This window comes from Clostridium thermosuccinogenes (assembly GCF_002896855.1).
Lineage (GTDB): Bacteria > Bacillota > Clostridia > Acetivibrionales > DSM-5807 > Pseudoclostridium > Pseudoclostridium thermosuccinogenes.
The window spans coordinates 2,521,187-2,542,024 of sequence record NZ_CP021850.1 but is presented as its reverse complement, the minus strand read 5'-3'; the positions used below and the strand labels follow the sequence as shown (position 1 = coordinate 2,542,024).

The following is a 20,838-nucleotide window of genomic DNA, read 5'->3' as shown; positions in this document are numbered from 1 at the left end:
TTTATTATATGCCTATACTGCATTATGAACAAAGGAAACAATCGATGCAATGGGTATATCAGTAACCGAACCAACAGTATATACAGGATATCCGTTCCAGCCTCCTGCCGTTGTGGCGCCCAGTTCGCTGGCCGGAGCAATAGGACCGGAACCAAATCCGCCATGACCGTAACCGCCATGGCCATCACCGCAGCCGCCGTAAGACGGATAATAACCTACATTGAAGCCTGTGCAAGCATTACCCAGTGAGCATCCCGGAGGAGGACCAATTCTGGTAATAAGCCTTACAAACACGTTGTTTACTGAAAGAATAACTCCTGTAAAACCTGATCCTGACTGGCCTCCGCTGCTTGTGAATATAGTTACCGTTTCACCTATATAATTGGAGAGCAAAGCAGCGAAATTGCCACCTGAAAATGTTCCTGCACCGCCATATACTCCATCAGGCATTATATAGCCACTCCTTTCTTTATTAGCAATGGGTTGTTTGTCATTACATACTATGACAGCAGTATTTTTTATGTTACTATTTTATGTATTCCAGATTATGGCGGTTGATTGTGTATTAAAGAGGTCAGATGCTGTTTGGGCAATATGACGTTATTCCTTCGTTAAGCTTATGCGCGCATTTTAGGATATATTTAGCTCATTATAGCCATATCTGAAATACCGTCAGCCGATAATATTTAAAATTCATGCTTCTATTTATATATTAGAAGGGATAGTTTGTCATAAGGCTCTGAATCTGATGCTCTACTCAATGAGTAAGTGTATATTTCCAAGCACAGATTCCTGGATCTGCCAAGGTCCTTACCATCCTGAGCTTTGATGTGGGACCCGATCACGTTTTGCAAGTAAAAAGGCATGATTTTTCCGTTATCACACAATATATCAAATTCCACTTTGTCAATTTTGGAATCGGCAGGATTTGTCCAATAAGGCTTGAAGCCTACTCCAATGATCTTCCCATCAATGCCGTAGGTATCAATTTTTACTCTGCATCCTTTTTTCAATATTTGCATAAGTGTAGATTTGAACTCTTCAATTTCCCTATAGTTCATTATCCCATCCCGTTTCTTAATATGATGCCCATATATCCTATGTTCTGTAAACTTATTATGTTACATCTTCTCTGCAAAATATGTTTATAAAACAGGCTGCTGCAACAGCATGCGGTAGGGAAGCAACAGCAAATGTCAAATGAGCATATTAACGGAAGGTATGCTGCTGCAGTAACATGTGGAAAGGAGCAAGGCTTAGCTTTTTCAGGGTAACAAATCCTTAGAATCTTTATATTCTGATAAGTAGTGATAAAACCTTTGAAGAGAACCGGTGGCTGTAAGACTATTTTCCACTTGTGAACAAACTGGATTTATTTCGCCGGAAAGTGGATTTAGCTCTGCTTGCCGGGATATGCCAGAGCAAACAGAATTTATGCTTATGCTCAAAGCAGGGGGATTCATATTCCCTGGGATGGCATTCATATAGGTGGGGGGATGCAAATGCGAAGATGGTGGATGTATGGTATCGGCTTTGCCAGAAGAAAAAGAAGCAAAATTATAAAGACAGGCATTCCGGCACAACTTCCTGAGGGAATAAAAAGCAGCGAAAGATTTGCCGCAAAAAGCGAAGGCAGCAAAAATAATACGATATTGAACACAGCTAGCAGAAAAACCATCAGTGCAAACAGGGATAAAATAAAGTCTTCTACAGTAAGTAAAGGTGAAGTTTTACGTAATCCGGGAGATGCAGAAGCTGCAAGACCTTCGGTGATTCCGGTAGACATAGAAACCGCAAAAGCCACAGTGATTCCGGGATATATTGAGACAGCAAAAGCTACAAGAAATTCAGTAATTCCAGGATATATAGAAACTACAAAAGCCGCAGGAAATTTGGAAGCCTTGGAAAGTATAGATACTTCAGGGCATATGGAAACTGCAAGGATTGAGTTTGCAAAGCACATGCGCCGATATATAGGAGAAACGGTAACCGTTTTTGTAAGAGCTGGAGGAGCATCCGGCCGAAGCTTTACCGGAGTTCTTATGAATGTAACGAATGAGTACATACGATTGGTTTCACAAATCGGACCGGTGCCTTCATGCGGATTGGCAAGGGTATGCAAGGTCGCTTGCTGCCGTTGCTATTATAAAGCTAGAGCACCGTACACCTTGGGCAGAAGTACGCCGGTCGGCATATTGGGTAGAGCAGGGTCAATTGTAAATATACCGGTTAAAAAAATTGTCTCCTTTATACATAACCCGATTTAAATGGATACAAGTAAAAACCGATCGTTTTACGGCTGAAAAAGCTTATAAACAATAATTAATTTATGTAAATGTCACATTTTTTTGATATACATAATACTGTAGTATTAGGAATAGTCTAAGCGATTTGGTATAAAGGGGATGAAAAAATGGCAGAAGACGGCATATTAGCTAGCGAGGATATCAGGAAATCCGAAGAAAGTTTTGCTGCTTTACTGGCAAAGCATATAGGAGAAACCGTAACCATATTTACATCCAGCGGAGGCCAGTCAGGATCAGGATTTACCGGTGTAATTCTGGCTGTGAACTCCTGCTTTGTGAGACTTCTGACCAGAATAGGGCCGCCTCCGGGTTGCTCTTTAGGCAATGCTTGTACGAACTTTGATATAGGTTATGGATACAGGGATGGAGGGAAATATGCCTTTGGCGGACATGATGGATGGCCGAGCGGACTGGTGCTTCCTGCAAATAAGGTAGGAGCTATTACTGCCGGTGGATGGAATGGTTATCCGGTATACACGGTTGGCTCTGTTGCGGATATACCGATTGATTCCATTGTATCTTTTGTGCATAATGCCGTATAATTCAGCTAAAAAAAGAGAAGTCAGGCGGTTTGCTTTTGCTGGCTGTCCGGCTTCTTTTTTTGCGGCCAAAGGGGGAAATCCCTTTGAACTATACAAGGTCCGGAGAACTTCATTTCAACTGCTTTAGTTCCAAGGGTGAATTTAAACGATTTGACGTTATCTCTGTAAAATTTGGCTGATTTGATTGCATTATGTTTAATTTTATGAAACTTTTATTGAATTATTACGTCTATATTATTGTTATTATGTGTTAAAATTTGACGTTTCCGAAGTAAGCTGAACTTAAATGGCAATTGTGATTTTGCTATAAAGGTTTGCTGCCGGTATCATATAAACAGATGAAGGAGAGATACTTCGTGAAGGATTACAGTTATTCAGAACTTGGAATGCTTATAGGAGCCGCAGTAGGTGGTATACTTTCCATATTGGGATTTTCTGCTACAAAAAAACCTTTGTTTTTTTTGCTTGCCGCTGTAGGAATTTTTACAGGTGTAATCATAGGTAAAAACATGGACAGAAACAGTTCTTATGCGAAAAGTGATAAGAATGATGCAAATCATAAATTTTTCTAGCGCTTTTTAGAGTATTATTTTTTGCTTAATTTCAGAAAATAATTATTGCAGATGACAAACAAGCAATTGAGATATGAAGAGGTGATTCACATAGCTAAAAATGGTACTATGAATATGGTGGAACTGATAGAGAGTCTTGAAAATATAGAGAAGGACAAAAAAAACGTACCTTTAGTTTTTGCAGAAATCTTCAAAGACGAGATAAACGCCAACGATGAACAAAAATTATTCAATGGGATAAAAAAATTAATAAAGAAATATGCCGACGACAAAAATTTCGCTACAGCCATAAATGAGTTCACCAAGGTTATTTCAGGAGGGGCTTCTTTGGCTCAGATATTGCAGATAACTATGGATGAAGTCCTGAATCCCTCCGCAGAATCAGAACTGATGGTTGAAGGAGTGGAGTTGCCGGAGGGAGATTTACAGTAGTTGGAGCTTATTATAATACCTGAATGTCAAATGTGATTTATGTTGTCACTTGAAAAACAGTTGCACCGGCATATAATAATTTGCTTGACAGAACTCATTCCAAACCTGTTTTTTTTATGATAATATTAAGCATAATATTTGTGAGCATACCGAATGGAGTGAGAGAATTTTAAAATGGGGAAAATACATCTGATAGCAACTGCAGCTTTTGGAATTGAGTCTGTTGTGGGAAGGGAACTGAAAAGACTGGGTTATGACGACCAGTTCGTTGAAAACGGAAAGGTTACCTTTGCCGGTGATGAAAGAGCGATATGCCGTACAAATCTCTGGCTGAGGTCTGCAGACCGTGTGCTGGTAAAAATAGGTGAGTTTAAAGCTGTTACTTTTGAAGAATTGTTTGAGAAGACAAAGGCTCTTCCGTGGGATGAATGGATACCTGAAAACGCTGAATTTCCCGTGGAAGGGAAGTCAATAGATTCGAAGCTGGCCAGTGTGCCTGACTGCCAGGCAATCGTAAAAAAGGCAGTGGTGGAAAAACTGAAAAAGAAATATAAACGGGAATGGTTTGATGAAAATGGTCCCAGGTATAGGATTGAGGTGGCTCTTTTAAAAGATGTTGCCACCCTGACTATCGACACCAGCGGTGCCGGCTTGCACAAGAGGGGCTATAGGAAGCTTGTGGGCGGAGCTCCCTTGAAAGAAACGCTGGCATCTGCGATGATAATGATAAGCCGGTGGAACAAGGATCGTGTACTTATAGATCCTTTTTGCGGTTCAGGCACCATACCTATAGAAGCCGCAATGATTGCATGCAATATCGCCCCGGGAATAAAAAGGAGCTTTGCAGCCGAATCATGGCCAAACATACCTTCAGGATTGTGGAAGGAAGCCCGGGAAGAGGCCAATGACCTTGCGGAGTACGGAAAGGATCTGCGAATTCATGGCTCGGATATAAGCGAAGAGGCAATGAGCCTGGCCAGGTACCATGCAAGAGAGGCTGGGGTAGAGGCATCTATTCATCTTCAGAGGATGCCGGTGGCTGATATAAGATCGAGGTACAAGTATGGATTTATCATATGCAATCCGCCCTATGGCGAAAGATTGGGCGAGATGAGGGAAGTTGAAAAGCTCTACAGGCAGATGGGGACTGTGTTCAGTGCCTTTGACACATGGTCTTATTACATCATCACTTCCCATCCCGAGTTTGAAAAATTCTTTGGCCGCAAGGCGGATAAAAAGAGAAAGCTGTACAACGGGCGAATTATGTGCAACTACTATCAGTATTTCGGACCGCCACCGCCAAAGAATGTCCTTTAGGAAGGTTGAATCAACCGATAACTTGCATTTTGAAATATTCCGGATAAAAAAATCAAGCATTGCCTTTAGAAAGGCTTGCTTGATTTTGAGCAGGCCGGGTTTTTTGCTATTTTAATAATATTCCTTTTTAGCTCAAACCAGAACATGGTGCCGTGTCCTACCTTGCTTTGGACACCATACCTTGCACCGTGCATGTCCAGTATGCTTTTCACGATGGACAGGCCAAGCCCGGTGCCAACAACGTAGCGCTTATGGTTCTTTGACTTGTAGTATCTTTCCCATATGTACTTAAGATCTTCCTCCGGTATTCCACAGCCATTGTCCCTGACCTCAAAGCGAACCCGTCCGCCTGAATCAATAAGGTTGACCAGGATCATCCTGTCTTCTCCGATATAGTTGACCGCATTGCCTATCAAGTTGTAGAATACTTGCTCCATCCGCTTCTCATCCGCAAGGACATAAAGATCATGCTCAATCTTTGCTTTGATGGTGTAGCCTTCCCGTTCAGATAAAGGTTCAAAACGCGAAAGAACTCTTTTCAGGATATCGCTTAAATTGATGTTGACAAGCCTTGGGGATTCGTTCCCGGACTGCATTACCGACAGGTCCAGTATATCATTGACGAGGGATGAGAGCCTGTCGGCTTCCTCCATGATTACTTTGAGGTGAGTTTCCCGCTTTTCCCGGTTATCTCCGGAGATATCCCTGATCATTTCAGAATAAGCTTTTATCATAGTAAGGGGAGTGCGAAGGTCGTGGGACATGTTGGCAATAAGATCCCGCCTCAAGCTTTCCACCTTTGACAGCTCTTTGGCAGCATGGTTAAGGGTGGCAGCCAGTTCGTCTATCTCGGTGCAATATCCTTTTTGAAATTGTATGTTGTAATTGCCCAAAGCCAGCTGTCCAGCAGTGCTGGTGATATTGGAAATAGGTTTTGCCAGCTTTTTTGCTATGAAGAATGCGATAACAAAGCCCAGAAGCAGTGCAATGACGGTGACATACAAAAGCTGTGTTTTCAGAATATTGGTGGTTGAGTTTATTGGTTCAAGGGGAGTGCTGATATACAGGACTGCATCCTGCAGCTTTGCGCCGTAGACGAGGATTTTGCCTCTGTATCTGCCCCCTGACAGAGTATAGGTAATTTTACCATTTTCACTTTGGAGCAGCTTTTGAAGAAAAATACCGTAATCCTTAGGAAGAGGCCTTGCTGCGTTCTCCAAGGGAAGGGGCACTCTGTTGCTGGGAAAATCCCAACTGCCGGGACCGCCTGAGCCATGTTCATCCGAAGCATAGATGATGTTTCCCTGCAGGTCTGTTATAAAGACGAGGATTGAGTTTTTAAAAGTATATCGGTCGATGATGGATCTAAAATCTTCCTGCTTATAGCTATCCTTAATTGTATCAGCTATTTTTTCAATATTTTCGGTTTTCATCCTCTCGTAAAAGCTGTTCATGAAGACAATCTGAAGAAGCCACAATAACAGCAATATTATGGCAGAAAACAAAATATAGTATATCCAAAGCTTGAAACCTAAGGATCTGAAATTAAACTTCATAAAATTAACACCCCACCCATCGCAGGCAATTTTGATAAACTTTGTCCCTTGGTATTGTTCCGATATAACCGCCTCCGGTGATAAAACCGTATTTATGCTGCCTTGGTCATAAACGGCCAGGAGGCATGCTGCATTCTTTAATATTTGCACAGTATTTGTCCACGATATATATTATGATAACCATTATATAGGCTTATTGCAAATTACGCATGCCGGTTTTTGATTTCTTTGAAATGTTTTTTGAGTATGGTAAAATATAAAATTGGACATGTTGAAATTATCAATGGAACATATTGGATGTTCATATTCTATAAAATACCGCAGCATATGGAAAGGTGAAGGCCATGTACAAAATACTTGTCGTCGAGGATGAAAAATATATACGGGATGTCATAAGAGAATACGCAGAGTTTGAGGGAAACGAGGTTGTTGAGGCCGTCGACGGCATGGAAGCCGTAGCTTTATGCAAGCAGCAGGATTTTGACGTAATCGTGATGGATGTGATGATGCCAAAATTGGATGGTTTTTCAGCTTGCAAAGAGATTAAAAAAATAAAGGATATACCCATACTTATGCTTTCAGCCCGGAGTGAGGAATATGACAAGCTGTTTGGCTTTGAAATGGGTATAGACGACTATGTGGTCAAGCCCTTTTCTCCCAAAGAGTTGATGGCAAGGCTCAATGTCATTGTGAAGCGCAATAAGAACAGGACGATGGCAACCCAGAACAAACGCCTTAAGTTTGGAGGACTTGAAATCGATATTCTGGGACGAAGCGTTTTCGTGGACGGAAAAAAAGTTGACATGACTCCCAAGGAATACGATTTGCTGGTATATATGGCTGAAAACAAGAACATAGCCCTTACGCGGGAAAACTTGATAAAGGAAGTATGGGGATACGATTTTTATGGTGATGACAGAACTTTGGATACGCATATAAAGCTTTTGAGAAAATCCCTTGGGAATTATGCCTCTCATATCACAACGCTGCGCGGCGTTGGCTACCGGTTTGAAGGGTAGCTGAATATGAGCAGCTAAGCTAAAAAACGGTTGTTATATTGATGAAATAGACATTTAATGAGCAGCTAAGCTGAATATGGCTGTTATAACGATAAAATAGGCATTTAATGAGTAACTAAGCTAAAGACAGCTGCTATATTGATGGAATAGGCTTTAACCGGCATTTCTGTGTAAAGAGAATATTTTTTATAATTTTATAATAAGGGCTTTGTAGCAGGGTTAGAAGCTGCAAAGCCTTCTGTATAGAATAATCCATCTTAAACAGAATAATCTATCTAAAACCCGCCTTAAAGACCATAAGAAATATCCCATTTATAAATAGACGAATTTTCTGGTGATATGCGATTTTCATGCATGCTATTTTACACTTGTAAAATTTAACTGAAATTTGTTTAATACCAAATCAAAACTAGCTTTTCTGAAATGTTCACCAAATAATCACATAAACAACAAATATACATCAGACAGCCACAGTATGATTAATTTCATAAAAACACCAGTGAAGAATAAAAAGCTTTTATCGGTCGCAAGGCTGATATCATGGAATTATTGAGCTTGGAGCTTTATACGTTATGGTAGAAGGAGGGATGAAATTGAAAGAACAGAAATTCCGCCATGAGATAAAGCACTATATCAACTATTTTGACTATCTGGAACTGGTTTCAAGGCTCAAATATCTCACAAAATATGATGAAAATGCATCGCCTGACGGCAGTTACAAAGTGCGGAGCTTATACTTTGACAACCTGTATGACAAAGCCCTCCGGGAAAAGGTTGATGGCGTACAGGACAGGGAAAAATTCCGCATACGTTATTATAATGACGATACTTCCTTTATAAGGCTTGAAAAAAAGAGCAAACGAAGCGGGCTTTGCCTGAAACAATCCACAGTCATTTCAAAAGAGCAATGTCAGATGCTTTTGAACGGAAACCTGAAGTTTTTGAAAGAAAGCAGTAATCCGCTGTTTTTGGAGCTCTATGTCAAAATGCACACACAACTGCTTCGTCCTAAAAGCATTGTGGATTATACCCGATGTGCCTTTGAGTATCCTGCCGGAAATGTGAGGCTTACCATAGACAAAGACATACTGACCAGCAGCAACGTGGCACAATTTTTGAATCCACAGCTTCCTTGCCGCAAGGTATCCAAAATCATTATCTTTGAAGTTAAATACGATGATTTTTTGCCCCGGGTGATAGCAGATGCCATACAAGTAAACAGCAGACAGGCAACCGCATTTTCAAAATATGCAGTATGCAGAGCATTATGATTTAAAGATCAGAATTTTATAGAGCAAGATTTTTCAGATCATCAGTTTTATGGTTTGAAGCAGCTTATGAAAAATATGAGTTCAGGAGGAAATGGACATGACATTCAATGATGTTTTTAAAAGCAGTTTTTTAGAAAAAGCGGTATCTTTTTCATTTTTAGACGTGGCGATGGCCATGGTGATCGCCTTTTGCATCGGGCTGTATATATTTTTTGTTTACAAGAAGACTTTTTCAGGGGTTATGTATTCAGCATCTTTTGGTGTTTCGCTCATGGCGATGACCCTCATCACCACCCTCATCATTCTGGCAGTTACATCAAATATAATCTTGTCCCTCGGCATGGTGGGCGCATTGTCCATCGTCCGCTTCAGAACAGCAATTAAAGAGCCTCTTGACATCGCATTTTTGTTTTGGGCAATTTCCGCCGGCATAGTGACCGGTGCAGGACTTATCCCTCTTGCGGTCATCGGTACGGTTTTCATTGGGTTGATATTGCTCGTGTTTGTAAACAGAAAAAGTACGGATACACCTTATTTGATAGTTGTAAATTGCGAAAACGACAAAGCGGAGGCAGAAGCTATAAGTCTTATAAAATCAAAGGCCAAAAAGAGTATGGTCAAAGCTAAAACGGTATCGAGGAACGGTATTGAGTTGACAGTAGAAGTCCGCCTTGCTGACATGGCCGCAGGTGTTGTCAACGAACTCCTTTCGGTAGCTGGTGTGGAAAATGCCGTGCTTGTAAGCTATAACGGCGAATACATGCAATAACCAAAAAAAAATCGGCGGGAGGTGCAATTCTTGATACAAAGTAAATATATAAATTGGATTACTGCCGTTGCAGTTATTATAGCACTGATTGCAGCTCTGCTGCTGATAAACCTTTCCAACGCTGAAACTGTCAACAGTGGGACGGTACAATTATATGAGACCAAGCTGTTCGGCGGTGACATCATCGATATAGACATTATTGTGGATCAGTCCGAGTGGGAGTCCATGCTTGAAAATGCCATGGCGGAAGAATATATAATGGTGGATGTGGTCATAAATGGTACGAAATTTCAGAATGTCGGCATACGGCCAAAGGGCAATTCAAGTCTTACTCAGGTGGCACGGGACAGCACCACCGACAGGTTCAGCTTCCGACTGAAATTTGACGAATATATCAAAGGACAGACCTGTTTTGGCCTTGACACCTTTGTTGTAAACAACATGCTGGGCGACAATTCTTATATGAAAGAGTATCTATCCTATGATATTTTCAATTACATCGGAGTGGATACACCTCTCTATGATTTTGCCAATATATCGGTAAATGGCGAACCATGGGGCTTATACCTCGCCATAGAAGCCTATGATGACAGTTATTTAAGCAGAGTATACGGAGATGCGGCAGGAAACCTGTACAATGTTAAATCAATGGAGATGGGCAATAATGATGGCAACCGGATGCCAAACAATGGGCAAATGCCCAATATACCTGATGGTATGCCGTCCCCAAGGAATGCCGCCGGGCAGCCACCGATAAATGGAGGCATGCAGCCATCGGATGACGGAGGAATGCAAGCACCGGGTGATGGAAACAAAGATTCAACAGAAAATGAAGGCATGATGCCACCGAATAATGGTATGGGGCAGCCGTCGGGTAATGGAGGTATGCAGCCATCGGCTAATGGGGGTGTGCAACCGCCGGATAATAATGCAGGGCAGCAGTCAGGCAATGATGTCAGGCTGCCACAGGATAATGGCAGCAGGGACATACAAATCCGAAACGGGAGATGGGGACAAAATCAGCAGCATTCTGGCGATGCAAACACACAGGGAAATCAAGCAATGCCCAACCAAAGCATGCCAAATATGAGGTCAGAAGCTCAAAACGGCAATATTGGCAGATTTGGACGAGGGGGAATGGGTGGACGTGGTTCCTCCGGAGGAGACCTTAAATACACCGATGATAATGAGAGCAGTTATTCCTCTATCTTTAATAATGCCATCGGGAAAACAACTTCAGCGGACCATCAAAGGGTCATCAAAGCGCTCAAAAATTTAAGCACCGGAACAGAATTGGAAACCTATTTCGATGTGGATAAAATTCTGCGTTATATGGCAGCTCATACTGTGGTGGTAAATCTTGACAGTTATTCATCAAATATGGCTCAAAATTATTACATCTATGAGAAGAATGGGAAAATTACTATTTTGCCATGGGATTACAACTTTTCCTTTGGAGGATTCCAATCAGGCAGCGCTTCCGATGTTGTGAATTTTCCGATCGATACGCCGGTAAGCGGTGTATTCCTTGAAGACAGGCCGCTTTTCGCTAAACTTCTTGAAAATGAAGAGTACAAAGCCAGGTATCATGAGTATATGAATGAAATCGTAAACGGGTACTTCAGCGATGGGAAATGGGCGGACAAGATAGAACAGCTTGACAATCTGATTGCAGGCTATGTGGAAAAGAACCCTACAGCTTTTTGCACCTTTGAGGAATATAAAAAGGCATTGCCGGCCTTGACAAAATTGGGAGAGCTCCGGGCAGAAAGCATCCTGGGTCAGCTCAAGGGAACAATACCCTCTACAACGGAAGGACAAAGAGCAAATCCAAGCGCACTTGTTTCAGCTGATGGTTTAAATTTAAGCGATTTAGGAAATGGAATGGGCGGCAGAGGCCGTGGCATGGTGGGAGGCCCAAACCGGGCAGGTAATGCAAACGGACAAGGAGCACCGGCGTTTTTTTTCGGTGATAACGCGGTAATGCCTGATATGGCTACAATGCAAAAAGCTATGGAGGTCATACGAAGTGCGGATGGAGGAAACCTGACGGAAGAGCAAAAGGCCCAATTGACGGAGCTGGGGCTGACAGATGAACAGATAGCATTCCTGCAGGACATGGGCAGCCGGTTCAGACAGGGAATGCCCGGTATTAGAAATGGATGGACGCCCGATGGGGGAGGCGGTATTCAGAGCAATGCGGCCGGAGATATCATGCAATACGGCAAAAACAGCATAGCTGTGATTAGCGGATTGTTTGCGCTTTTGATCACGGCTATCGTATTCGCATCAAAATACAGGAGAAGTTATTAAATATATAAAGCTGGCAACGGGTTTACCCGCAGCTGTAGCCTAAGGAGTCGGATAATCGGTAAGTAAGGCATGTTGAGCCGTACTTGCCGGTTTTTTATGCAATCATTACATGTTATGGTATACTATTGATATAAGAGATAGGATAAAGAAGCAGGAAGAAGAAATCAGGAAGCTTAGCAGTATAGATAAAAATAAACAAATACATGCAGCATCTGCGATATTATTTGACTTATATTATTATGTATATTAGTATATAGTTTAAATGTTAGTTTCAATTGTAGCATGGTAGGGAGGAATGTACAAAATGCTGTTGAAGGTCAGCAGGTCCAAAACCAGCGGGAGAGTCAAAATCCCAGGGTCTAAATCGCATACCATCCGGGCTTTATTTATAGCAAGCTTGGCGGAGGGCAGGTCTGAGATAATAAATCCTTTGATATCTGATGATGCCGTATCGGCGGTAAAAACATGCAAGGCTATGGGAGCAGACGTGAAAATAGAAAAGGATCGGTATATTGTTGACGGATTTAACGGAATTCCGAAGGTTCCGGATAATGTTATAGATGTGGGAAATTCCGGCACAACCTTGAGGTTTGCCACTGCGGCTTCGGCTTTGGGAGACGGATATTCGGTTTTCACCGGGGATGAGCAGATACGTAGAAGGCCTATAGGACCGCTTCTCGAAGCTCTTAATAACCTTGGTGCGCAGGCTTTTTCCACAAGAGGGGACGGCAGGGCACCGTTAGTTGTAAAGGGAAGGATGACCGGAGGCCGGACACCCCTTGATTCGGTCACGTCCCAGTATCTTTCAGCGCTGCTTATAAGCACACCACTTCTGGAGAAGGATACTGAAATAGATATAATACGATTAAATGAGGTGCCTTATGTGGATATCACCCTTTGGTGGCTGGATAAACAGAATATCAGGTATGAAAACAGCTCATACAAGACCTTTTACATACCGGGAGGCCAAAAATATAAGCCTTTCAAGGAAGTAATACCGGGAGACTTTTCTTCGGCCACATTTTTTATGGTGCTGGCAGCCATCTCCGGAGGTGAATTTATACTGGAGAACCTGGATATTTCGGACCCCCAGGGAGACAGACAGGTGCTGGACATCCTGAAAAGCATGGGGGCTGAAGTGAGGATTGATGGTAAAAACATAACTATTTCAGGACGTGAGCTCATAGGCAGGGAAATCGATATGAATTCAATACCCGACGCTCTTCCTGCGATGGCTGTAGCCGGGTGCTTTGCAGAAGGGGAAACCCGTCTTATCAATGTACCCCAAGCCAGGTTGAAAGAGACGGACAGAATTCGCGTAATGTATGAAGAGTTGAGCAAACTTGGAGCTGATGTGGAAGAGCTTCCCGACGGACTGATTATCCGTCAGAGCAAGTTAAAGGGCTGTCCTTTGAACGGGCATGGGGATCATCGCATTGTGATGGCTCTTGCCGTGGCGGGGTTGAATATAGACGGAGATACGGTAATAGACACAGCTGAATCCATAAGCGTCACATTTCCCGAATTCGTAGATTTAGTCAAAGCCTGCGGGGGAAATGCCGAGCTTGTCGAACAGTCATAAATATGATCTAGTTTATTTATCAGGGAGAGATTTAGTGTGAATATCAATAATATTATATTGATTGGCATGCCCAATTCAGGGAAAAGCACAGTAGGGAGTTATCTCGCAAAGGCTCTGGGGAGGAGGTTCATAGATACGGACCAGCTGATCCTGGAGAAGGCGAAGAAGCCCCTGAAGGATATTGTAAACTTTGATGGTTTAGATAAGTTTTTAAGCATACAGGATGAGGTTATAAACAGCCTTGATGCAGCCAATAGCGTGATTGCCACCGGCGGTAGCGTTATATATGGAGAGGCTTCGATGAGCCACCTCAAGGCGATGGGAACAGTCATTTTTCTCGATATCAGCTACGAGACGGTAGTAAGCAGGCTATCTCCCGGGAGGAGGTTTGCCAGGGAAGAAGGCAAAAGCCTTTTGGATGTTTACAATGAGAGAAAACCCTTGTACCAAAAATATGCGGATATAACTATCGATTGCTCTGTCAGGGAAGCCAAAGATATAGCTGAGGATATAATAAAGCAATTGAATTTAAAATAAACTCTAGGATCATAAGCAAATTGCTGGTTACGATAAAACCTGTATACAAAAAATTACTTTATTTGTTATAATTTATAATAAGACTGAAATATGTTATATGATTTTTATAGGTGGAGATACCGGTTGTTTGCACAAGAAGGCGGAAAATTTTTTCGCCTTTTAGAACGTTGAGCTGTGTTGGTGAGTTATTGTCTTTGCTTTAATATAAGATGAAGCCGGTAGAAATAGTAGCTTTTCATATTGACGAACATATTTCATGTCCGTTACCCAATTTGCTTTAGGAGTTGAATTTGGAGGATGAGTGAGAAAATTTCCATATTGATTGCCGACGATAATGTGCAGTTTGGCAATCTCCTTCAGGAATATATAAGCCGTGTTAGTGATATGGATGTTGCAGGTATTGCCCGGGACGGTTTACAAGCCATCAGCATGATAAAATCCTTGAAACCCGATGTTGTATTACTGGATATCATAATGCCCAACCTTGATGGGCTTGGCGTTCTGGAAAAAATGTCTTCGGTCAAATCCGGCAACAAACCTTCTTTTATTGTTCTTACTGCACTGGGACAGGATATTTTTATTCAAAAGGCGATGGCATTGGGAGCAGGATATTATATTGTCAAGCCTTTTGATATGGACGTTCTGGTGTCCAGAATCCGAGAAATATACAAGTATAAATGCTATACTCTTTTCAATCATGAAAAGCAGCAGTTAAAAAAGAAAACCTTCCAGGATAGCCATTCTTTTAAACATGACATGGAGACGTTGGTTACCAATCTTATACGCAGTGTCGGTGTGCCTCCCCATGTGACAGGATACCAGTACATAAGGGAAGCGGTTATTCAGGTGATTAAAAGCCCAAATATTCTTTACTCTATGACCAAGATATTGTATCCGTCCGTTGCCAAAAAATTTAATTCCACACCTCAACGGGTGGAGCGCGCAATAAGAAATGCAATTGACGGAGCATGGAAAAAAGGGGATCTTAAGCACATAGAATCAACTCTTGGATATTGCCCGAATAAAATCAGGAGTAAACCCAGCAATTCGGAGTTTATTGCACTTATAGCCGATAAAGCGAGGCTAAGCCTGGGTATTGAGTGACAGTGCCGCACCTAGGCCGAGCCTTCGGCAAAGGCTTTAGTCTATCCTTAAGCTGTTGGAAATTCCGCATCTACATACTGCATAATGGCTTCGGTAAAGACCGTAGTCTGTCTTTTAAACTGAAAAATGGCCATAAAAAATGCGCCGCCTTTGGTTTGTAAGCGGGGCGCATTTTGGTTTGTAGTGCGGTACTTATTTGTTAACTATATCTTTTAAGCCTTTTCCTGCTTTGAATACTGGAGCGTTTGATGCTGGTATTGTGATTTCCTTCTTGGTCTGAGGATTTCTGCCTTTTCTTGCAGCTCTCTTTCTAACCTCGAAAGTACCAAAACCAACGAGAACTACTTTATCTCCCTTTGCCAAAGCTTCTTCAACAGAAGAGATGAAAGCATTGAGAGCAGCCTCGCTGTTTTTCTTGTTAAGTCCGGATTTTGCTGCGATAGAATTAACTAAATCAGTCTTGTTCATAAGTTAACCTCCTATATTTGGAATTCGACATTATTTTATAATGAAAGTCGCATCAAGTCAAGCTTTTAGCTTCAAATTAGGCAGGAAGAACTATATTTTAATGTAGTTACAAATATATATTGAAATTTATTACAAAAAGGTGTATAATTTTCCTTCAAAATACACAAAATTACAAATTTTTATAATTAACATCAAAATTCCTGTTGAGGTATGACAATAATCTCTACATTTTTTGTCTGTGACTTCAGTTCTTCTGCAAATTTATTCTCCTTATGGTCGTTGGGAGATTCTCCTAATATTACATAATTAATCCTGTTATCATGAACAAAATCACTGATCGTCTTGACGATGCTGTCCGACCTTAACACAGTCAGATTTGCTCCAACAGTTTTTGATATATCAAAAAGATATTCCAGCGCTTCACCTTCTTTTATATTATCAAGGAAATTCCATTCGTTTTTCGCAACATGTATGACAAAAAGCTCATCTTCCGGGCTGTCTTTAAGCTTGGCTGCTTTTTTGATAAGCCTTTCACAAGTTTTCTGCTGAGTAACGCAAACAAGTATTTTTTTTGGTGTATTCAACTCATAACCCCTTTCCAAGTCCATATATAAGCCTAAACTTAATTATATCAGACAAATGTGAATAAATCTTTAATATTTATACTTTACTTGCTTTTTTACAATTACTGTATTAGAATTTCTTTATTGGGTGGAGAATACATCACAAAGTCTATTACGGATTGACGGGCAAAGGCTGCGAAGTTCCAACTGCCAATTGCTCATTCCTTTTATGTCGGGAGGAAGATATGAGAAATATTGATACTGCGCTGATAATAGATACGGTGAAAAAATTGTGCATTGATGCCAATTACTATCTGAACGGCGATATACTGAATGCCATGGAAAGCGGGCTTAGGGAAGAGGATTCCGATATAGGCAGGAGCGTGATAAGCCAATTGATTGAAAATGCCTGTATTGCCCGGGAAAATAATATGGCGATATGCCAGGATACGGGGATGGCTGTGGTATTTGTTGAGATAGGCCAGGAAGTTCACATAACTGGAGGGCTACTGGAAGATGCAATTAACGAAGGCGTAAGAAGGGGCTATGAAGAAGGATATCTAAGAAAGTCCGTGGTAAGAGATCCCATCCACAGGGTAAATACCGGGGACAACACGCCTGCTGTCATACACTACAGTATAGTTGAAGGGGACAGGTTGAAGATTACAGTGGCCCCGAAAGGCTTTGGAAGTGAAAATATGAGCGCAATAAAGATGTTGAAGCCCTCCGACGGAATTGAAGGGGTTAAGAGCTTTGTGGTGGAAACAGTGGATAAGGCCGGACCTAACCCATGCCCTCCTGTGGTTGTAGGAGTCGGAATTGGCGGTACCATGGAAAAGGCGGCGCTATTGGCCAAAAAGGCGCTTTTAAGACCTATTGACAGGAGAAGCAATATCGATTATGTGCATGATCTCGAGAATGAGCTGCTGGAAACCATTAATAACCTTGGTATCGGACCGGCCGGCATGGGAGGAAGGCTGACTGCCCTGGCGGTGAATGTGGAAGTTTTCCCTACCCATATAGCCGGTCTGCCAGTAGCGGTAAACATGAGCTGTCATGCCACAAGACATGCGGAAGCGGAATTGTAAGAGCCGGATGGTTGACAATCTTTTCCGAAATCAAAATTGATGGAAAATTATATTTGGCGGTGAGATTTTTGATAGAGTTAAACATGCCTTTGGATAAGGAAACGGTGAGAAAATTAAAAGCCGGAGACGAGGTTAGAATAAACGGCGTGATTTATGCGGCCCGGGATGCTGCCCATAAAAGGATGATAGAGCTTTTGCGCGACGGCAAGCCATTGCCTTTCGATATCCGAAACCAGGTAATATATTATGTTGGGCCGTGTCCGGCAAAGCCCGGGGAGGTTATAGGTTCAGCCGGGCCTACTACGAGCTACCGTATGGATGCATATGCTCCTAAACTTATTGAGTTGGGTTTAAGCGGTATGGTAGGAAAAGGAATGAGAAATGATGAAGTGATATCGGCCATGGTGAAGCATGGCGCGGTCTATTTCGGAGCTTTGGGAGGTGCCGGAGCCTTGATAGCCAGATCCATAATCAGCGAGGAGATAATAGCTTTTCCTGATCTGGGAACAGAAGCTTTGCGAAAACTTCAGGTAAAGGACTTTCCTGCCATTGTTGTAATCGATTCCTATGGTGAAAATTTGTATGTAAGCGGAAGGCAAAAATACATCAATAAGAAAATGGCCGATTCTTAAGGCTTGGAAATCGGGTCAGAAAGCACCTGTACAGGCATTTATGCCGCAAGGAAGTTACTGCCATGAGCTTTTGCTCTATATTGGCTGTTTTGATAGGTTAATTTAAGGGTATATTTTTATTAAATATTATTGTATAATATATTTTGAGTTTAATAAGGGGAGGGTAAGAAATGCCTAAGATAACTGGTGATATGATCATAGCTGATGTTCTGAGAATGGACAGGGGAACTGCTCCTATATTTTTGAATATGGGTCTGCATTGTCTGGGATGTCCTTCTTCGACCGGCGAAAGCATAGAAGATGCATGTGCTGTTCATGGTATGGATGTAAATGAAGTACTGAAACAGTTGAATGATTATTTCGAGAGCAAGCAGGCTTAATTTATCTTTGACATAAATTAAACTGTTTTGTATCGAAAGCTTGAAGCAATAAAATGGGGTGGTGCTAACTGCCTCATTTTTGTTTGTAAAAATAGCAGCTAGTAAAGCTTTGGTGGTCAATGAAGCAACCAAACGTGAAAGCTTTTCATTTAAATGTATAACTTTCTCAAGAGTAAAGCATTATCCTTTCTGGGTTGATGGATGCTGGTCATTTTACCTTCGTACTAGAAATGTCTTTGCTCAATAGTGTGAAAAATATTGTGCATTATCTTAGCCTGCTGATAAGGCGCAAAGTAAAATTCAATGGAACATTTCGCTAATATTTCGAACATATGTTTGATTTTTCTGTGGCATTATGCTATAATATTCTTAAGCAATTTAATGAGTTGAAATATCTGTTTATTTTCAAAAGCATAAAAGGCAATGAATCAAAGCAGCCATCGAAGAAACTCACGAAGCATGCATTATGGAACGCGGACTATGAAACCACACTCATTATAAAGGCACTACATCAATCATTTATTCAATCAGATATTTCAAAACCAGATCTAGATGATAGCAATTTTACGGGAGATGGTTTTATGATGGAAAGCATACTTAAAGCATCTCAGGAGCAGAACAGGATTATAACAATAATGTATCAGAGCGGCAAAGAAATCACAAAACGGAACATCAGGGTCATTGATATGGATGAAAGCAAAATCAAGGCCATGTGTTATCTGAGGCATCAGCCGAGGATTTTCAGGAAGGATTGTATTCTGGCAGCGGACTACTGCAGAAACAAGGCTGCCTTAATGAATGACAAAGGCACTAAGGCCAAATGCCATTGATTGCAGCATTATATCATATCATAGACTGACGTACATTCACTCTTGCTGAAAATAAACATATATTGATAATAGCAGCATATGAGCAATCAGAATGCAAGAATCATAAATAGATAGCGAAAGAAAGGACAAGAATAGAGATGTCTTACAGCGACAGAAGCTATAGAGAGACAAACATTGGTGTTTTGAAAGGCAAGGGTGCAGACGATGCTTCGTCGTCGTGGTTTTTTTCATTGCCGCCAAAGCAGTTTGCATTGCTATCTTCCCTGATAGGGATTCTTTTGACAGATAATCTGAATCCGGATCAGCAGAACGCACTGGGCAATTTCATAGTCAATATCGGTCAGGTAATCTTGACCTCAGCTGCCCAGGGGCAACTTTTGCAGGATAGTGGTTCCCAAAAGCAGCAATGAGCAGTCTGGAAGGCTGTAACTATAGGAAAGATGCGGCTTTGAGCAAATTTTAAAAAAATTCAAAGTTTTTTTAAAATTTGCTTGACTTTTTTTTCTGTCCCGGTTACAATATAAAAGTCGCTGCAAAAAAGGCGGCAAAAAACCACTTAAGATTTCATACGGCCCGTTGGTCAAGCGGCCTAAGACACCGCCCTTTCACGGCGGTAACAGGGGTTCGAATCCCCTACGGGTCACCAAAATCTTAAGTATAAAGTAAGAGTTGACAAACCGGCAAAATGCCCTTATAATAAATTTTGCGTTGAGTTGAGCAGCTCTTATGAATATGGCCCGGTAGTTCAGTTGGTTAGAACGCTAGCCTGTCACGCTAGAGGTCGAGGGTTCGAGCCCCTTCCGGGTCGCCAATTGGAAAAAGAACAAAAACAGCTAATCTGAAGAGATTAGCTGTTTTTTCATATACACCTTGCTTTAACTGATGGTCTTTATCTGAAAGTCCAGATCTTCCAACAGTTTATTCGTGGGGATATCAAAGGTATAAAAAAAGGGTCTGGATGCTTCGTCTAAAACCAGTATATAAGGCTTTTCATCTTCCGGGAATAATACGAACAATCCGTCTACGGATTTTATATTAAAGCTGTTCAGCCACTGGTTTTGAACTGCCACCGGGGGAGAAAGGGGAATCCTTATAATATAGCCTTTATCCGGGAAAGCATTTACTTTTGTATATATGCCGTTTATGCCTTTTAAGTATTTTATGGCTTCTTCCCGGACCGAAGGTCTGGGCTTTACCTCTACTATCACTTCACCCTTTGAAATATCAAAAATTTCAATATTTGTGGTGCTATAAGAAGAATTGGAGGAAGCTACGAAAGCCATCAGGGCGGATTCACTGAAATGGCTTGTGAGGTATTGCAAAGCTCTGTACTTCCGGGTAATAACAGCATTATGGTAAAAATTATATATGTTAAGGGAAAGGGATAGTATAAGAATTATGATTCTAACAGGCTTAATATAATCAAATATTGATTTGTTTATCCTGACAACTATCATCTAATTTCACCCCCCTACTTATTTATGACGGGGTAAAGGGTTCTATTACAAAATATCCTTGCCGGGGGCAGAAATTTCGGTTATAAATATGGGTCAATGC

Annotated in this window: 23 protein-coding genes and 2 tRNA genes; 19 read left to right on the top strand and 6 right to left on the bottom strand. The window is 41.5% G+C overall.

All coding sequences use genetic code 11. The features are described 5' to 3' along the window. Nucleotides 1-12: 12 nt before the first annotated feature. Both CDO33_RS11070 and CDO33_RS11065 read right to left on the bottom strand, forming a co-directional pair. Nucleotides 13-450 (bottom strand): hypothetical protein, encoded by a 438-nt coding sequence (locus CDO33_RS11070; RefSeq protein WP_103080055.1) that lies wholly within the window; start codon nt 448-450, stop codon nt 13-15. A 251-nt stretch (nt 451-701) separates the two neighbouring features. Then, nucleotides 702-1,061, bottom strand: a complete 360-nt coding sequence (locus CDO33_RS11065) for a hypothetical protein (protein WP_103080054.1) — start codon at nt 1,059-1,061, stop codon at nt 702-704. A gap of 441 nt (nt 1,062-1,502) precedes the next feature. On the opposite strand from CDO33_RS11065, the gene CDO33_RS11060 reads away from it, so the two are divergent. The 5 genes from CDO33_RS11060 to CDO33_RS11040 all read left to right on the top strand — a co-directional run bounded on the left by CDO33_RS11060 (nt 1,503) and on the right by CDO33_RS11040 (nt 5,169). Continuing rightward, nucleotides 1,503-2,267: an LSm family protein gene (locus CDO33_RS11060; protein WP_133158671.1), complete on the top strand. Its 765-nt coding sequence runs from the start codon at nt 1,503-1,505 to the stop codon at nt 2,265-2,267. Between the two features lie 146 nt (nt 2,268-2,413). Continuing rightward, nucleotides 2,414-2,848 (top strand): hypothetical protein, encoded by a 435-nt coding sequence (locus tag CDO33_RS11055; RefSeq protein ID WP_103080052.1) that lies wholly within the window; start codon nt 2,414-2,416, stop codon nt 2,846-2,848. A gap of 338 nt (nt 2,849-3,186) precedes the next feature. Next, the gene (locus CDO33_RS11050) at nt 3,187-3,420 is read left to right on the top strand and encodes a hypothetical protein (RefSeq protein WP_133158759.1); all 234 of its coding nucleotides are present in this window, start codon (nt 3,187-3,189) and stop codon (nt 3,418-3,420) included. A 51-nt stretch (nt 3,421-3,471) separates the two neighbouring features. After that, on the top strand, nt 3,472-3,852 hold the full coding sequence (locus CDO33_RS11045; protein WP_242973328.1) for a hypothetical protein: 381 nt from the start codon (nt 3,472-3,474) through the stop codon (nt 3,850-3,852). A gap of 174 nt (nt 3,853-4,026) precedes the next feature. Then, nucleotides 4,027-5,169 (top strand): THUMP domain-containing class I SAM-dependent RNA methyltransferase, encoded by a 1,143-nt coding sequence (locus CDO33_RS11040; protein ID WP_103080050.1) that lies wholly within the window; start codon nt 4,027-4,029, stop codon nt 5,167-5,169. Nucleotides 5,170-5,234: 65 nt separating this feature from the next. Here CDO33_RS11040 and CDO33_RS11035 read toward each other — a convergent pair whose 3' ends face one another. Continuing rightward, nucleotides 5,235-6,725: a HAMP domain-containing sensor histidine kinase gene (locus CDO33_RS11035; protein WP_133158672.1), complete on the bottom strand. Its 1,491-nt coding sequence runs from the start codon at nt 6,723-6,725 to the stop codon at nt 5,235-5,237. 344 nt (nt 6,726-7,069) lie between these two features. On the opposite strand from CDO33_RS11035, the gene CDO33_RS11030 reads away from it, so the two are divergent. The 7 genes from CDO33_RS11030 (at nt 7,070) to spo0A (ending at nt 15,320) form a co-directional block, all read left to right on the top strand. Then, entirely contained in the window at nt 7,070-7,744 is a 675-nt protein-coding gene (locus CDO33_RS11030) for a response regulator transcription factor (protein ID WP_103080048.1), read from the top strand. Between the two features lie 593 nt (nt 7,745-8,337). Beyond that, complete coding sequence (locus CDO33_RS11025) at nt 8,338-9,015, top strand: polyphosphate polymerase domain-containing protein (protein ID WP_103080047.1); 678 nt, start codon at nt 8,338-8,340, stop codon at nt 9,013-9,015. Between the two features lie 97 nt (nt 9,016-9,112). Then, on the top strand, nt 9,113-9,784 hold the full coding sequence (locus CDO33_RS11020; RefSeq protein ID WP_103080046.1) for a DUF4956 domain-containing protein: 672 nt from the start codon (nt 9,113-9,115) through the stop codon (nt 9,782-9,784). 30 nt (nt 9,785-9,814) lie between these two features. After that, nucleotides 9,815-12,097: a CotH kinase family protein gene (locus CDO33_RS11010; protein ID WP_202849468.1), complete on the top strand. Its 2,283-nt coding sequence runs from the start codon at nt 9,815-9,817 to the stop codon at nt 12,095-12,097. A 304-nt stretch (nt 12,098-12,401) separates the two neighbouring features. Then, nucleotides 12,402-13,679, top strand: a complete 1,278-nt coding sequence (aroA, locus tag CDO33_RS11005) for a 3-phosphoshikimate 1-carboxyvinyltransferase (RefSeq protein ID WP_103080045.1) — start codon at nt 12,402-12,404, stop codon at nt 13,677-13,679. A 36-nt stretch (nt 13,680-13,715) separates the two neighbouring features. Continuing rightward, entirely contained in the window at nt 13,716-14,216 is a 501-nt protein-coding gene (locus tag CDO33_RS11000; RefSeq protein ID WP_192874991.1) for a shikimate kinase, read from the top strand. 297 nt (nt 14,217-14,513) lie between these two features. Next, nucleotides 14,514-15,320, top strand: coding sequence for a sporulation transcription factor Spo0A (spo0A, locus tag CDO33_RS10995; protein ID WP_103080044.1), 807 nt, complete (start codon nt 14,514-14,516; stop codon nt 15,318-15,320). A 192-nt stretch (nt 15,321-15,512) separates the two neighbouring features. Here spo0A and CDO33_RS10990 read toward each other — a convergent pair whose 3' ends face one another. Together CDO33_RS10990 and CDO33_RS10985 are read right to left on the bottom strand one after the other, a co-directional pair. Continuing rightward, on the bottom strand, nt 15,513-15,788 hold the full coding sequence (locus tag CDO33_RS10990) for an HU family DNA-binding protein (protein ID WP_103080043.1): 276 nt from the start codon (nt 15,786-15,788) through the stop codon (nt 15,513-15,515). 191 nt (nt 15,789-15,979) lie between these two features. Next, nucleotides 15,980-16,372, bottom strand: coding sequence for an adenine nucleotide alpha hydrolase family protein (locus CDO33_RS10985; RefSeq protein WP_103080042.1), 393 nt, complete (start codon nt 16,370-16,372; stop codon nt 15,980-15,982). A 224-nt stretch (nt 16,373-16,596) separates the two neighbouring features. Between CDO33_RS10985 and CDO33_RS10980 the strand changes: the two genes are divergently transcribed. The 7 genes from CDO33_RS10980 (at nt 16,597) to CDO33_RS10950 (ending at nt 20,092) form a co-directional block, all read left to right on the top strand. Further along, entirely contained in the window at nt 16,597-17,439 is an 843-nt protein-coding gene (locus CDO33_RS10980; protein WP_103080041.1) for a fumarate hydratase, read from the top strand. Between the two features lie 83 nt (nt 17,440-17,522). Next, nucleotides 17,523-18,071 (top strand): Fe-S-containing hydro-lyase, encoded by a 549-nt coding sequence (locus tag CDO33_RS10975; RefSeq protein WP_170045805.1) that lies wholly within the window; start codon nt 17,523-17,525, stop codon nt 18,069-18,071. 170 nt (nt 18,072-18,241) lie between these two features. Then, the gene (locus tag CDO33_RS10970; RefSeq protein ID WP_103080040.1) at nt 18,242-18,451 is read left to right on the top strand and encodes a DUF1858 domain-containing protein; all 210 of its coding nucleotides are present in this window, start codon (nt 18,242-18,244) and stop codon (nt 18,449-18,451) included. A gap of 581 nt (nt 18,452-19,032) precedes the next feature. After that, the gene (locus CDO33_RS20590; RefSeq protein ID WP_103080039.1) at nt 19,033-19,281 is read left to right on the top strand and encodes a hypothetical protein; all 249 of its coding nucleotides are present in this window, start codon (nt 19,033-19,035) and stop codon (nt 19,279-19,281) included. Nucleotides 19,282-19,418: 137 nt separating this feature from the next. After that, nucleotides 19,419-19,691: a hypothetical protein gene (locus CDO33_RS10960; protein ID WP_192874993.1), complete on the top strand. Its 273-nt coding sequence runs from the start codon at nt 19,419-19,421 to the stop codon at nt 19,689-19,691. Nucleotides 19,692-19,851: 160 nt separating this feature from the next. Further along, a tRNA-Glu gene (locus tag CDO33_RS10955) sits at nt 19,852-19,927 on the top strand. A gap of 88 nt (nt 19,928-20,015) precedes the next feature. Then, nucleotides 20,016-20,092, top strand: a tRNA-Asp gene (locus CDO33_RS10950). Between the two features lie 64 nt (nt 20,093-20,156). Here the strand turns inward: CDO33_RS10950 and CDO33_RS10945 are convergent. Beyond that, entirely contained in the window at nt 20,157-20,738 is a 582-nt protein-coding gene (locus tag CDO33_RS10945) for a hypothetical protein (protein WP_103080038.1), read from the bottom strand. Nucleotides 20,739-20,838 lie beyond the last annotated feature (100 nt).